The sequence below is a fragment of the Pseudomonas akapageensis genome, from assembly GCF_011355085.1.
Lineage (GTDB): Bacteria > Pseudomonadota > Gammaproteobacteria > Pseudomonadales > Pseudomonadaceae > Aquipseudomonas > Aquipseudomonas akapageensis.
Genome location: NZ_VXCP01000002.1, coordinates 485,506 through 499,564, shown reverse-complemented (window position 1 = coordinate 499,564; position 14,059 = coordinate 485,506). Strand labels below are relative to the sequence as shown.

Annotated in this window: 13 protein-coding genes; 6 read left to right on the top strand and 7 right to left on the bottom strand. The window is 60.1% G+C overall.

What is annotated here, in order from left to right:
• Positions 1–354: 354 nt before the first annotated feature.
• Positions 355–1,122: a hypothetical protein gene (locus F2S13_RS04225; protein WP_166359195.1), complete on the top strand. Its 768-nt coding sequence runs from the start codon at positions 355–357 to the stop codon at positions 1,120–1,122.
• A gap of 131 nt (positions 1,123–1,253) precedes the next feature.
• Here the strand turns inward: F2S13_RS04225 and F2S13_RS04220 are convergent, their stop codons facing one another.
• Both F2S13_RS04220 and F2S13_RS04215 read right to left on the bottom strand, forming a co-directional pair.
• Positions 1,254–1,736, bottom strand: coding sequence for a GAF domain-containing protein (locus F2S13_RS04220; RefSeq protein WP_166359194.1), 483 nt, complete (start codon positions 1,734–1,736; stop codon positions 1,254–1,256).
• The gene (locus F2S13_RS04215; protein ID WP_166359193.1) at positions 1,733–2,623 is read right to left on the bottom strand and encodes a DUF815 domain-containing protein; all 891 of its coding nucleotides are present in this window, start codon (positions 2,621–2,623) and stop codon (positions 1,733–1,735) included. Before F2S13_RS04215 ends, F2S13_RS04220 begins: the two co-directional genes overlap by 4 nt.
• 115 nt (positions 2,624–2,738) lie before the next feature.
• Between F2S13_RS04215 and F2S13_RS04210 the strand changes: the two genes are divergently transcribed.
• The gene (locus tag F2S13_RS04210; RefSeq protein ID WP_166359192.1) at positions 2,739–5,060 is read left to right on the top strand and encodes a response regulator; all 2,322 of its coding nucleotides are present in this window, start codon (positions 2,739–2,741) and stop codon (positions 5,058–5,060) included.
• Positions 5,061–5,085: 25 nt separating this feature from the next.
• On the opposite strand, the gene F2S13_RS04205 is transcribed toward F2S13_RS04210, so the two are convergent.
• Together F2S13_RS04205 and msrB are read right to left on the bottom strand one after the other, a co-directional pair.
• The gene (locus F2S13_RS04205; protein WP_166359191.1) at positions 5,086–5,571 is read right to left on the bottom strand and encodes a glutathione peroxidase; all 486 of its coding nucleotides are present in this window, start codon (positions 5,569–5,571) and stop codon (positions 5,086–5,088) included.
• A gap of 86 nt (positions 5,572–5,657) precedes the next feature.
• Entirely contained in the window at positions 5,658–6,053 is a 396-nt protein-coding gene (gene msrB / locus F2S13_RS04200; RefSeq protein ID WP_166359190.1) for a peptide-methionine (R)-S-oxide reductase MsrB, read from the bottom strand.
• A gap of 167 nt (positions 6,054–6,220) precedes the next feature.
• Here msrB and F2S13_RS04195 point away from each other — a divergent pair, with 167 nt between their 5' ends.
• Together F2S13_RS04195 and htpX are read left to right on the top strand one after the other, a co-directional pair.
• Positions 6,221–7,432 carry a pyridoxal phosphate-dependent aminotransferase gene (locus F2S13_RS04195; RefSeq protein ID WP_166359189.1) on the top strand — a complete coding sequence of 404 codons (1,212 nt, stop codon included), beginning with the start codon at positions 6,221–6,223 and terminating at the stop codon, positions 7,430–7,432.
• Between the two features lie 230 nt (positions 7,433–7,662).
• A complete protein-coding gene (gene htpX, locus F2S13_RS04190; protein ID WP_166359188.1) occupies positions 7,663–8,550 on the top strand; it encodes a protease HtpX in 888 nt (295 codons plus the stop codon).
• 46 nt (positions 8,551–8,596) lie between these two features.
• Here htpX and F2S13_RS04185 read toward each other — a convergent pair whose 3' ends face one another.
• Positions 8,597–9,253 carry a thiopurine S-methyltransferase gene (locus tag F2S13_RS04185; protein WP_166359187.1) on the bottom strand — a complete coding sequence of 219 codons (657 nt, stop codon included), beginning with the start codon at positions 9,251–9,253 and terminating at the stop codon, positions 8,597–8,599.
• Positions 9,254–9,356: 103 nt separating this feature from the next.
• Between F2S13_RS04185 and F2S13_RS04180 the strand changes: the two genes are divergently transcribed.
• A complete protein-coding gene (locus tag F2S13_RS04180; protein WP_166359186.1) occupies positions 9,357–10,124 on the top strand; it encodes a DODA-type extradiol aromatic ring-opening family dioxygenase in 768 nt (255 codons plus the stop codon).
• Positions 10,125–10,319: 195 nt separating this feature from the next.
• Here F2S13_RS04180 and F2S13_RS04175 read toward each other — a convergent pair whose 3' ends face one another.
• The gene (locus F2S13_RS04175; protein WP_166359185.1) at positions 10,320–11,990 is read right to left on the bottom strand and encodes a DEAD/DEAH box helicase; all 1,671 of its coding nucleotides are present in this window, start codon (positions 11,988–11,990) and stop codon (positions 10,320–10,322) included.
• A 399-nt stretch (positions 11,991–12,389) separates the two neighbouring features.
• On the opposite strand from F2S13_RS04175, the gene F2S13_RS04170 reads away from it, so the two are divergent.
• Positions 12,390–13,181: a crotonase/enoyl-CoA hydratase family protein gene (locus tag F2S13_RS04170; protein ID WP_166359184.1), complete on the top strand. Its 792-nt coding sequence runs from the start codon at positions 12,390–12,392 to the stop codon at positions 13,179–13,181.
• Here the strand turns inward: F2S13_RS04170 and F2S13_RS04165 are convergent, their stop codons facing one another.
• Positions 13,182–13,937, bottom strand: a complete 756-nt coding sequence (locus tag F2S13_RS04165) for a spermine/spermidine synthase domain-containing protein (RefSeq protein WP_166359218.1) — start codon at positions 13,935–13,937, stop codon at positions 13,182–13,184.
• Between the last annotated feature and the right edge of the window lie 122 nt (positions 13,938–14,059).

Sequence of the window (14,059 nt, the reverse complement as noted above, 5' to 3'; positions counted from 1 at the left end):
GCCACTAGACGAAGGGGACACACTACAACATTCACTACTCGCTGCGTTTCGCTGTGTGCTTTACGCTGCAAGTGGCGCGCATTCTATGGATGCTTTGAGAGGTCGTCAACCCCCTGATATAAATTTATTTAAATCAATGACTTCCCTGCCCTTTCAGCCCTCCCGGCATGCCTTTGCACGCGCCGGGGCCTTGACGTTTATTTTCTGGCACCCGAACAAGCGCAAACCCCACTGGCACGGCCGATACAGATCAAATAGCCACTATTGGCCCACGGCGAAGTCATCAAAGGCTCTATCCGGCCAAATGCTAAGCCACTACACTCGAACGAAAATCGTCCAGAAGAGGCTTTAACAGTGACGCCACTCATGATCACTCTCTTCATCGTAGCCGGGATCGCCCTGTTGATCGCCGTCGGCTACATGAACAATGTGGTGGAAAACAACAAACTGGAAAAAGCTCGCCTCAAGATTGACCTGGGAGAGCGCATACGTCGCTGTGGTGAAGTCACCGAGTCCTTTCCCGGCCAATTCATGTCGCCGGCCTTGAAGGTGCTGTTGACGCGCCTGGAGCTGAACCTAAACAAACGCCTGCTGGCCCAGGATAAAAAGAACCCGGTACTGATAACGCGCATCGGTGAACTCGAAGCATTGCTGGCCAAGGGTGAAGCGATGCCGATCAGCAATCGGCCCACCCCGATCCTGACCGAAGCCCGTGCCAAGGATGTACGGCACCTGCTCGAAGCCCTGCATAGCCAGATCGCTCGCGCCGCCCAGGAAGGTTTCCTGCCTGCTTCCGAGGCCAAGCACTGGATCAGGGAAGTCCGTCATATTCTGGTGCAGCTGCATATCGAGTTCTTCAACAACCTGGGGCAGCACGCCTTGCAGCAGAATCAGCCGGGCCAGGCCCGCCTGGCGTTCGAACGTGGCGTGCAGTACCTGCGCAAGCAGCCTGAGCCCCAGGTCTATCAGGAACAGCTCCAGTACCTCGAGAAACTGCTGGCCCGTACCAACGCCATGTTAGTGGCCATTACCGCGCCAGCCGAAGATCAGGTCAATCAGTTGACTGATGGACTCAAGACCGACGAAGAAGAAAACTGGAAGAAAAAAGTCATCTACGACTGAGCAAATACCTGCCCTCGTTCCCACGCTCTGCGTGGGAACGCAGTGAATGACGCTCTGCGTCAAACCGAGGGCGACGCAGAGCGTCTGGGGAAGCATTCCCACGCAGAGCGTGGGAACGAGATGAAACCCTCTTAACAGTCAGTCAAACGCAAGAATATCTCCGCCAAACGCTCCAGCCCGACCTGATCCTGCTCGGTAAACCGCGCCAGTTTCGGGCTGTCCAGATCAAGCACACCGATCAAGCGCCCCTTCTTCACCAAAGGAATCACCACCTCGCTGTTCGAGGCGCTGTCGCAGGCAATGTGCCCCGGGAAGGCGTGCACGTCCTCCACCCGCTGGGTCTGCCGGGTGCTGGCCGCCGTCCCGCAGACACCGCGCCCGAAGGCAATGCGTACGCAAGCGATCTGCCCCTGAAACGGCCCCAGTACCAGCTCTTCATTGCGATTGAGGTAGAAGCCCGCCCAGTTCAGGTCCTCGACCTGGCTGTAGAGGAAGGCGGAAAACTGCGCGGCATTGGCGATGAAGTCGCGTTCATCGGCCAACAAGGACTCCAGCTGCGCCGCCAGCAGCGCGTAGCCGCCAAGACCCGCACCGGCTTTTTGTAGATCGATCATGCCTTTTGCTCCAACAGTTTGAGCCCAACCCAATAACGGGCGAATTGATAGGCGCAGCGGCCATTGCGATTGCCGCGCCCGGTCGCCCAACGGATTGCCAGCTTGTCGAGCTCCTCGCTGCGCTCCCAGACCAGGCCAGCCTTCTGAGCCAGCTCGCCGATCCAGTGTTCGACCACACTGAGAAAGTGGTCCTGGGTAAAGGGATAGAACGAAAGCCACAAGCCAAAACGGTCGGACAAGGCGATCTTGTCTTCCACTGCTTCGTTGGGATGCACTTCACCATCGACCAATTGCCAGTGTTCGTTGTCGCTCTGCTTCTCTGGTACCAGATGGCGGCGGTTGGATGTGGCATACAACAGCACGTTGTCCGGTGCCCGTTCCAACGAACCGTCGAGTACACTCTTGAGCACGCGGTAGTCGCTCTCTCCGGCCTCGAACGAGAGGTCGTCGCAGAACAGTACGAAGCGCTGGGGCAGTTTGTGCAGTTGCTCCACGACCCGCGGCAGATCCGACAGGTGGTCGCGCTCGATTTCGATCAGCCGCAGTCCAGCCTCGGCGTGCTCGGCCAGCAAAGCGCGGATCAGCGAAGACTTGCCGGTACCACGCGACCCCCAGAGCAAGGCATGGTTGGCCGGCATGCCATCGAGGAACTGCCGGGTATTGCGGGCCAGTTGATCACGCTGTTGATCGACGCCGATCAAGTCCGACAGGCGCATGTCCAGGCTGACGTCCAGCGGCAACAGAAAACCGCCGCGGCTGTCGCGGTGCCAACGCGCGGCCAGGCATTTCTCCCAGTCGATGGCCGGGCGAGGTGCCGGCAACAAAGGCTCCAGGCGCGCCAGGACGGCATCGGCACGCTCCAGAAAGGCATTCAAACGAGAGTCCACGACTTCTCCTCAAGACAGATACGGGATCAACGACGCAAAAAAGTGACATGCCGCAGGCTAGACTTCTTCGGCTATGCTTGGGCGCGTTTGAAACGAGAAACCGGCTCATGACCCCATGGATATAAAGTTCACCCAGCGCCTGTCGTTCAAGCAAGCCCGACTGACGGTACTGGTCGGCTTCATTCTTGGAACCTTGCTCAGCCTCATCCAGATCAGCATCGATTATGCCAGCGAAGACGCCTCCATCAACCGCGAGATGTTGTCCCAGATGGAAATCAGTCATAACCCGGCCTCGCGGATCGCCTACAACATCGACCCGGAGCTGGCCAAAGAGCTGACCCTGGGCTTGTTGCGCTCGCCCGCCATCAATGCGGCAAAACTGACCGACAACAACGGCACCGTGCTTGCCAATGTCGAACGGCCGCGCCTGGAAAGTCGCTATCGCCTGCTCAGCGACTTTCTGTTCGGCGAGAGTCGCCAGTTCGAAGACGTCCTGTTTCTCAGCCACCTGCCCGATGAGCCCTTGGGCACCCTGCAACTGAGCGCCGATACCTATGCCTATGGCGAGCGCTTTCTGCGCCGTGCCGAGATCACCCTGCTCAATGGCTGCATCCGCAGCCTGATCCTCACCGGGATCCTGCTCACGCTGTTCTACTTCATGCTGACCAAACCGCTGGTACGGGTCATCGGCGCACTCAGCAAACGCGATCCCGGCAGCGCGAACCAGCACAAGCTGCGTTGCCCGCCCGGTCATGAACGCGATGAAATCGGTGTGCTGGTCAAAGTCGCCAACCAGCAATTCATCAGCATGGCCACCGAGATCCAGCAACGGCGCAACGCCGAAAACCGCCTGACCGATTATCTCAACGAGCTGGAAAACATCGTTTCCGCCCGGACCACTGAACTCAAGGCCAGCAACACCCGCCTGAGCCTGTCCAACGAAGAACTTGAAAAAGCCCGTCGCACTGCCCTGGACATGGCCCATGCGCGCGCGGCATTCCTGGCCAACATGAGCCATGAAATCCGCACCCCGCTGAACGGTTTGCTGGGGATGATCGCCCTGTCGCTGGACAGCCCGCTCTCTGCCGAACAACGCCAGCAACTGTCAATCGCCCATGACTCGGGCAAAGTTCTGGTCGAGCTGCTCAACGACATTCTCGATTTGTCCAAATTCGATGCCGGGCAACTGGAGCTCGAGCGTATCCCCTTCGATCTGGGCGCCCTGGTCGAGGACACTGCCAACCTGCTTTCGCAGAATGCCGCCCCCAACGTCGAACTGACCTGCCTGATCGACCCGCAATTTCCCTCCATGGTGCTCGGCGACCCGACCCGGGTACGCCAGATCGTCAGCAACCTGCTGTCCAACGCGCTCAAATTCACCCGTTTCGGCCGCGTCGATGTACGCCTGAGCAGCTACCCGGGCGGTGTTCGGATCGAGGTCTGCGACACCGGCATCGGCATCCCCCGCGATGCGCAAGTCAAGATCTTCCAGCCATTCACCCAGGCGGGCGCCGGCATCACCCGCCAGTTTGGTGGCACCGGCCTGGGCCTGGCATTGACCAACAACCTGTGCGAAGCCATGCAAGGGCGCCTGAGCATCAGCTCCGAGGCCGGTTTTGGCAGTCAGTTCAGTGCAGTGCTGCCTCTGCTCACCCATACGCCGGCGATCCCACCCGCACCACTCAAAGGTCAGGTCATCTCAATCAGCGCGGCCGGGAGCGGCCTTGCCGAACTTCTCGACAGTTTGCTGCCCGCCATGGGCCTGGACTACCGCCGCTACAGCATCGATGAAAGCCTGGCTGGCTGCAGCCCCGACCTGTTGATCACCGATTGCCCCGAATGCCTGTTTGGCCTGCGCCCGGGCATCACTGCCCCCATTTTGCTGGTGACCGCCTACGGCAACTTCCTGCCCAGCGAGCAGGCAGCGGCCCTGGCCCCCTTGCAACAACAGGCACGGCCATTGGCGCGCAATGCGCTGTATCAGACCTTGCGACGCATCCTGCATACAGCGGACAGCCCGAACCCGGGTGCAAACCCCGGCGAGGCATCTACCGAGCGACGGGCACGCATCCTGTTGGTCGAAGACAACCCGGTCAATCAGTTGGTCGCCAAAGGCATGTTGAGCAAGCTGGGATGTGACGTGGCCGTGGCCGGCCACGGCGGCGAAGCCATGCTGCTACTGGAAGACAACACCTTCGATCTGGTGCTGATGGACTGCAACATGCCCGTGATGGACGGCTACGAAGCCAGTCGACGTATCCGCCAAAGCGGACGCTGGCCGCAGCTGCCAATCGTCGCCCTGACCGCCAACGCCATGCCCGAAGAACGCGAACGCTGTCGTGCGGCCGGCATGAGCGACTATCTGGCCAAGCCGTTTCGCCGGGAAGAATTGATCATGCTGATCGATCACTGGGTGGCGGCGACGCCTGCCCAATGACCGGATGCCCTGGAATCCTGCCCGCTCACTTGAGCAGCGCTTCGATCTCGGCAGTCAAGTCTTCGGGTTTGGTCAGGGGCGCGAAGCGCTTGATGGTCTGGCCGTCACGCCCGATCAGGAACTTGGTGAAGTTCCATTTGATCCGCTCGCTCCCCAGAACGCCTGGCGCACGCTTCTTCAGTTGAACGAACAATGGATGGGCACCACCACCGTTCACCTCGATCTTGCGGAACAACGGAAAACTCACGCCGAAATTCAACTCGCAGAACTGCGAAATGTCACGCTCATCGCCCGGTTCCTGCTTGCCGAACTGGTTGCACGGGAACCCCAACACCACCAGTCCGCGATCCTTGTAGCTCTGCCAGAGCTTCTCCAGGCCCTTGTATTGCGGCGTGAAACCACACTGGCTGGCGGTATTGACCACCAACAGCGCCTTGCCGGCGAAGTCACCCAGGGTTTTCTGCTCACCGGTAATGGTGGTGCAGGGAATGCTCAATAGCTTGTCACTCATGACGCAACCTCCATGAAAGTCAGGACACAGGGGAAAACCTCGGGCAATGGAATGCAATCCCTATCCATTGCCCGAATACCGTGCAATCAGGCGCGCGGCTTGAAGTCCAGGCACACCGAGTTGATGCAGTAGCGCAAGCCGGTCGGTGGCGGACCGTCGGGGAAAACGTGGCCCAGGTGTGCATCACACCTGGCGCAGGTCACTTCCGTGCGGATCATGCCGTGGCTGGTGTCCCTGATTTCGACCATCGCACGCTCGGCGATCGGCTGGTAGAAGCTTGGCCAGCCGCAACCGGAATCGAATTTGGCTTTCGAGTCGAACAGCGCCTCGCCACAACAAATGCAGTGATACACCCCATCATCCGTGTGGCGGTTGTACTTGCCGGTGTGCGGCCGTTCGGTGGCCTTCAGGCGGCAGACGTTGTACTGCTCTGGATCGAGCATTGCTTTCCACTCTTCAAGCGTCTTTTCAAGCTTTTCCATGGGTAGACCTCGGCAACTGAAAAAGCCCGATCTGTATCTTTTCCGCAGATCGAGCGGCACGTATGATTGCGCCTCAACAGACGTCAGTCTGGCACCCGCGTTACACGCTTTACAAACTGATTTTCACAGCGCACAGCGCGGCGATCTTTTCTAATCGGGATCACATCATGCAGTTCAGCAAATCGAACAAGCTCGCCAATGTCTGCTATGACATTCGCGGCCCGGTGCTCAAGCACGCCAAACGCCTGGAAGAGGAAGGCCATCGCATCCTCAAGCTGAACATCGGCAACCCTGCGCCATTTGGTTTCGAAGCGCCGGACGAAATCCTTCAGGACGTGATCCGCAACCTGCCGACCGCACAGGGCTACAGCGACTCCAAAGGCCTGTTCAGCGCTCGCAAGGCGGTCATGCAGTACTACCAGCAGAAGCAGGTCGAAGGTGTCGGCATCGAAGACATCTACCTGGGCAACGGCGTCTCCGAGCTGATCGTGATGTCGATGCAGGCCCTGCTCAACAACGGCGACGAAGTCCTGATCCCGGCGCCCGATTACCCGCTGTGGACCGCCGCCGTCACCCTCGCTGGCGGCAACCCGGTGCACTACCTTTGCGACGAGCAGGCCAACTGGTGGCCGGACCTTGACGACATCAAGTCCAGGATCACCCCGAACACCAAGGCCATGGTCATCATCAACCCGAACAACCCCACGGGTGCGGTGTATTCCAAGGAAGTGTTGCTGGGCATGCTCGAACTGGCCCGCCAGCACAATCTGGTGGTGTTCTCCGATGAGATCTACGACAAGATCCTCTACGACGACGCGGTCCACATCTGCACCGCTTCGCTGGCACCGGACCTGTTGTGCCTGACCTTCAACGGCCTGTCCAAATCCTATCGCGTGGCGGGTTTCCGCTCCGGTTGGGTGGCGATTTCCGGACCCAAGCACAATGCCCAGAGCTATATCGAGGGCATCGACATGCTGGCCAACATGCGCCTGTGCGCCAACGTGCCCAGCCAGCACGCAATCCAGACCGCGCTGGGCGGCTACCAGAGCATCAACGACCTGGTCCTGCCGGCCGGTCGTCTACTCGAGCAACGCAACCGTACCTGGGAACTGCTCAACGACATTCCCGGCGTCAGCTGCGTGAAACCGATGGGTGCGCTCTACGCCTTTCCACGGATCGATCCGAAAATCTGCCCGATCCACAACGACGAGAAATTCGTCCTTGACCTGCTGCTGTCGGAAAAGCTGCTGGTCGTGCAAGGCACCGCGTTCAACTGGCCATGGCCGGATCACTTCCGCGTCGTGACCCTGCCACGGGTAGACGACCTGGATCAGGCCATCGGCCGCATCGGAAATTTCCTCAAGTCGTATCGCCAATAAGCGAAAAACGCGCCCCCCCCTGGGCGTGCCCGTATACGGTGCGCCCAGGCCCGCCCCAGCGACTCCAGCCCGCCAACAGCCTGGCATTTTCATGCATACCGGCGGCCTGACTGCGTCTAGAATCCAAGCAAGGACACAGTTTGAAATAGTCCCCCGGTTGAATCACCGGTGTCCGCACCTTATATACCCGCATACGCTACATATTTATACGTCAGGAGAACGTTACAACCATGATGCGCATCTTGCTGTTTTTGGCCACCAACCTTGCGGTCGTGCTGATTGCCAGCATTACCTTGAGCCTGTTTGGCTTCAATGGGTTCATGGCGGCCAATGGGGTTGATCTCAACCTCAATCAGCTGCTGATCTTCTGTGCGGTATTTGGTTTTGCCGGTTCCCTGTTTTCGCTGTTCATCTCCAAGTGGATGGCGAAGATGAGCACCAGCACCCAGATCATCACGCAGCCGCGCACTCGCCATGAACAATGGCTGCTGCAGACCGTAGAACAACTGTCTCGCGAAGCCGGTATCAAAATGCCTGAAGTGGGGATTTTCCCCGCCTACGAGGCCAACGCCTTCGCCACGGGCTGGAACAAGAACGACGCCCTGGTTGCAGTCAGTCAGGGCTTGCTCGAGCGCTTCTCGCCCGATGAAGTGAAAGCCGTGCTGGCCCACGAGATCGGCCACGTCGCCAACGGCGACATGGTGACCCTGGCACTGGTGCAGGGCGTGGTGAACACCTTCGTGATGTTTTTTGCGCGAATCATCGGCAACTTCGTCGACAAGGTCATCTTCAAGAACGAGGAAGGCCAGGGCATGGCCTACTACATCGCGACCATCTTCGCCGAACTGGTCCTGGGTGTCCTGGCCAGCGTCATCGTGATGTGGTTCTCGCGCAAACGCGAATTCCGCGCAGACGAAGCCGGCGCCCAGCTGGCTGGAACCAACGCCATGATCGGCGCCCTGCAACGCCTGCGTTCCGAACAGGGCGTACCGGTGCACATGCCCGACACACTGACCGCCTTCGGCATCAATGGCGGCCTGAAGCACGGCCTGGCGGGCCTGTTCATGAGTCACCCACCTCTGGAAGACCGGATCGAGGCCCTGCGCCGTCGCGGTTGATCCAGCGAAAAAAAGGGCGACTTCGGTCGCCCTTTTTGTTGCCTTGTCAATCTCGCTGCAGTCGATAGACACGCTCTTGCAAACGACTTACACCGGCCTGCAGGAATTTCGGGCTCTGGGCGAGAACATCCAGTGACTCGAGGGTCTGCAGCTGCCAATGCGCAGCCAGACGAGCCTGCACTTCGTCATCGGTCACCGAGAAAGGCGGCCCGGCCATGGCGGCTTGATCGTATTCCAGGGTAACCAGCAAGCCCCTGCACTCACGCGGCAGGATGCCGTCGAGATGGGCGCAGTAGCGCTCGCGCATTTCCGCTGGCAGGGCAATCAGCGCCGCCCTGTCATACAGGCCGACGCAATCGGCCACATCGGCCGCGCTCAAGGCAAAGATGTCGCCACACCACAGTTCGATTCCGTCGCACTGGTAAACCGTGAAGGCGCCCCGGCGGTTAATTTGCGGCTGCAATTGCTGCTCCCGGCAAAAATCTTCCACGGCCCTGGACGACAACTCGACCCCCAGCACGCGCAAGCCCTGCCCCGCCAGCCACACCATATCCAGGCTCTTGCCGCACAGCGGCACCAGCACTCGCGCCCCGGAAGCAAGCCCCAGGCCTGGCCAGTATCGCTGCAGGCAAGGGTTGACGTCCTCCTGGTGGAAACCGATCTGGTTTTGCTCCCAACGCTTGTGCCAAAACTCCGGTTCCATGATCACCTCAAGAAATTCGATTGAAAGACACTAAAACTTATATTGGAATTAGATCATTGATCTGATTGAAGATGATCACATCTTAACGCTCAGGACCTGTTCCATGCTCCCCAGCCTCTTCATATCACATGGTTCACCCATGCTTGCCCTGCAACCGGGGGCCAGCGGGCCGGCCTTGCTCAAGCTGGCCGCCGAGCTGCCCCGACCCAAAGCGATCGTTATTGTCTCCGCCCACTGGGAAAGCCATGAGCTACTGGTAGCCAGCAGCCCTTCCCCGGAAACCTGGCATGACTTCGGTGGTTTTCCAGCAGAACTGTTCGCGGTGCAATACCCCGCGCCTGGCGAGCCGCAGCTGGCTGCCCAGGTGGCTGGGCTGTTGAACCAGGCCGGACTCCCGGCCCGCCTGGACCCGCAACGTCCGTTCGATCATGGTGTCTGGGTACCGCTATCGCTGATGTATCCGCAGGCAGACATTCCCGTGGTGCAAGTATCCCTGCCCAGCCGCCTGGGCCCCGAACTGCAAAACCAGGTCGGCAAGGCCCTCGCACAACTGCGAGAACAAGGCATCCTGCTGATCGGCTCCGGCAGCATCACCCATAACCTGCGCGAACTGGACTGGCACGCCGGCCCCGAGAGCGTCGAGCCGTGGGCATTGGCATTTCGTGACTGGGTGGTTGAGAAGCTCGCCAGCAACGACGAAGCCGCATTGTTCGATTATCGCCGGCAAGCGCCGTTTGCGGTGCGCAACCATCCCAGCGATGAGCACCTGTTACCGCTGTATTTCGCCAGGGGTGCCGGTGATGAGTTCAGCATCGTCCATCAGGGCTTCACTCTGGGCGCGCTGGGGATGGATATCTACCGGTTTGATTGAGAGCGACTCGGTCGGCGTAGCCGCTGCCGAAGGCTGCGCTCGACCGCAACGCGGGCGCAAGATTTCAAATCGCAAGGAGGTCCTTCGGCCCTCAGCGCAGCCTGCGGCAGCGGCTACAGGGCCCGCGCAAGGCCATCATATTGCCAGACAAAAAAAATCCCCGAACCAGTCGGGGATTTTTTCATTCAGCGCGGATCAATCTTCGCGATAGCGACGCAGCTTCAGCTGCTTGCCAGCGACACGAGTGTCCTTGAGCTTGGTCAGCAGACGCTCGAGGCCATCTTCCGGCAGCTCGACCAGGCTGAAGCTGTCACGCACCTGGATGCGACCGATGGCTTCGCGGGCCAGGCCGCCTTCGTTGAGGATGGCACCCAGCAGGTTCTTCGCGGCGATACCGTCACGAGCACCCAGGGCAGTGCGGCAACGCGCACGACCTTCAGCCAGCGGCATCGGCGCGCGACGCTCGCGGTCGCCACGATCAGGACGGTCACCACTGCGCTCGGTACGCTCACGCGGTGCGCTGGTCGGAACCAGTGGCTGCTCGCGCTCTACGGCTTCCAGGGTCAGGGCCTGGGCGTTGGTGGCCTTGCGCAGCAGGGCTGCGGCCAGGGCACGCGGGCTGCAACCGATGTCGGCGGTCAGGCGATCGAGCAGATCACCGTGGGTCGATTCGGCATCGCCAACCAGCGGCGACAGGCTGTTGGTCAACTTCTTGATGCGCGCATCGAGAACGGCCTGGGCGTTCGGCAGGCGAACTTCGGCAACCTTCTGCCCGGTGACACGCTCGATCACTTGCAGCATGCGGCGCTCACGCGGAGTGACCAGCAGCAGCGCACGACCTTCACGGCCGGCACGGCCGGTACGGCCGATACGGTGAACGTAGGACTCTGGATCGTACGGCATGTCCACGTTGAATACGTGGGTGATACGCGGAACGTCCAGACCACGGGCAGCAACGTCGGTGGCGACGACGATGTCCAGACGGCCATCCTTGAGCGAGTCGATGACGCGCTCACGCTGATTCTGGGCGATGTCGCCGTTCAGGGCGGCAGCCTTGTAGCCTTTGGCTTCCAGGGCGCTTGCCAGGTCAAGGGTCGCTTGCTTGGTACGCACGAAAGCGATCAGGGCGTCGAATTCCTCGACTTCCAGCAGACGCAGGACAGCGGAGGTCTTCTGGTCAGCATGAACCAGCAGGTGAGCCTGCTCGATCGCAGTAACGGTCTGGGTCTTGCTCTGGATCTTGACGTGTTTCGGGTCACGCAGGTGACGCTCGGCGATCGCACGGATCGACTGCGGCAACGTGGCCGAGAACAGCACGGTCTGACGGGTTTCAGGCATGGCCTTGAAGATGACTTCCAGGTCATCCATGAAGCCCAGCTTGAGCATTTCGTCGGCTTCGTCGAGAACCAGGTGGTTCACGGTCGCCAGGACTTTCTCGTCACGACGCAGGTGGTCGCACAGACGGCCCGGGGTAGCGACGACGATCTGAGCGCCGTTACGGATAGCTTTCAGTTGTGGGCCCATCGGGGCACCACCGTATACAGCCACCACGGTTACGCCCGGCATCTGCTTGGCGTAGGTTTCGAAAGCGGTGGCTACTTGCAGCGCCAACTCACGGGTTGGCGCAAGGATCAGGGCTTGCGGCTCGCGTTTGCTCGGGTCGATACGATGCAGGATCGGCAGGGCGAAGGCAGCGGTTTTACCGGTACCGGTCTGCGCCTGACCAATCATGTCGTGACCGGCGAGGATAATCGGGATCGATTGCTGCTGAATGGCCGAAGGCTCTTCGTAGCCTGTAGCTACTACTGCAGCAACAATACTTGGATGAAGTTCGAGAGCGGCGAAGCCGCCGAGTTCCTGGGTCATGGGTCTGCCTCTAAGTGCATCCGCAAAGACCCATGCTCCAAAGCTGCGCATGCCTTGTAAGACTCGAAAGTCACCCTGGCAGCTTTGTCGGCGGGGATTTGCGAAAACGATTGAATGAAAGGAACGTCAAGGAGAGTCCGCAGGGCGAACGCGCAGCCGAAGCTGTCTTCGGGGGATTGCACTACCTAAACGTGGTCTGATCAAAGACCGGCGCGCACTATACCTGAATTCGCTCCCCACGTGAGAGTTTTTTATCAGAAACCTGCAGCCGTACACCTCTGTGTCACAGGCTTTGCGGATAATTGCCGCAGGGACTATTTTGCAAAAGGCCGGCTGTGCTGACTGCGTTGCTAAAACGGTTCATCCTGAACCCTCCTTCCCGCTCGAGGAATTTTCATCATGACCACCCCCTGCCCCGGCCACGTCACGCGTGAACTGCGTGGCCAAGTCATGCTGATCGGACTCGACCGACCGGCCAAGTGCAATGCCTTCGACCTGGACATGCTCAATCAATTGAGCCTGGCCTACGGCGAATTCGAACGCAATCAACAGGCCCGCGTGGCAGTGGTGCATGCCCACGGCGAGCACTTCACCGCCGGGCTCGACCTGGTCAACGTTGCAGCCACACTCAGCAAGGGATGGGAAATACCCCAAGGCGGTTGCGACCCTTGGGGCGTATTCGGCGCAGCACGAGTCAGCAAACCGGTGATAGTGGCCGTCAAGGGCTATTGCCTGACGATCGGCATTGAATTGATGCTGGCTGCCGACATCAACCTGTGCGCGAGCAACACCCGCTTCGCCCAACTGGAAGTGCAGCGCGGCATTTTTCCCTTCGGTGGCGCCACGGTGCGTCTGCAGCAGATCGCGGGCTGGGGCAATGCCATGCGCTGGTTGCTCACCGGGGACGAGTTCGACTCCCATGAAGCGCTGCATCTGGGCCTTGTGCAGGAAGTCATGGCTACCGAAGACCTTATGCCCCGCGCCCTGGAGTTGGCAACACGAATCGCCCGGCAGGCCCCCTTGGGCGTACAAGCCATCCTGGCCTCCGCACGCCAGGCCTTGCTCAAAGGCGAAACCCAGGCGATCAGCGACCTGCAAGCCATGACTACCAAACTGCTCGACAGTGAAGATGCCCGCGAAGGCATGGCGGCCATGCTGGAGCGCCGCCTGGGCGACTTCAAGGGGCAGTGATCAGGTCGCCGGCCGGATCTGTCCGATCAGCGATTGCAAGGAATAGCCCAGGCGCGGTGCCAGGGCTTCGGCCCGTGCAATCAAGGCCGGCATGTCCAGGCCCTGTTCAAGATCGGCGGGCACCATCAGGATGACGTTGCCCTCCTTGACCGGAAGTTCCCAGTAGTGCCGGTGATAAAGGCCACGCAACAGGGCCGCCCCCAACGGCTTGCCATCATCTCCGGCCCACTGGTTGATGATCAGCCAGCCGCCAGGATTCAGGCGCTTCTGGCAATCCTCAAGGAAACGCCAGGCCAGATGTCCGACGCCAGGACCGTGATCGGTATAAAGGTCGACGAAGATCAGGTCGGCAGGCTCGGCAGTGCCAAGCAACTCGATCGCATCGCCAACGCGGATATACAGGCGCGGGTCATCATCCAGGCCCATGTACTCGATTGCCAGGCGTGGCACGTCCGGGCGCAGCTCGATGGCCTCGACATCCTCCAGCGGCAGGAACTTGAGGCACGCCTGGGTCAGGGTTCCCGCACCCAGGCCCAGGAACAATGCGCTTTCCGGCGCCTGATGGCACAACGCACCGATCAGCATGGCGCGGGTGTAGTCGTATTCCAGCCAACTGGGATCGGCGGTGAACACGCAGCTTTGCTCGATGGCATCGCCGAATTCGAGAAAGCGATAGTCCTCGACCTCGAGCACCCGGATCATGCCGTACTGATCGTGGACCTCGGCGAGCAGAACCTCTACGCGCTCTCTCGGGATTTCATCTTCTTGCTTTTCCATCACACCGTTCGTCACTAGGGGGCGTCAAAGGGAGGGGATTGTCGGCGACTGGTCACATCAGGTCACGTTTTATATTGACTGTCAGGGCCTCATCGCTGGCA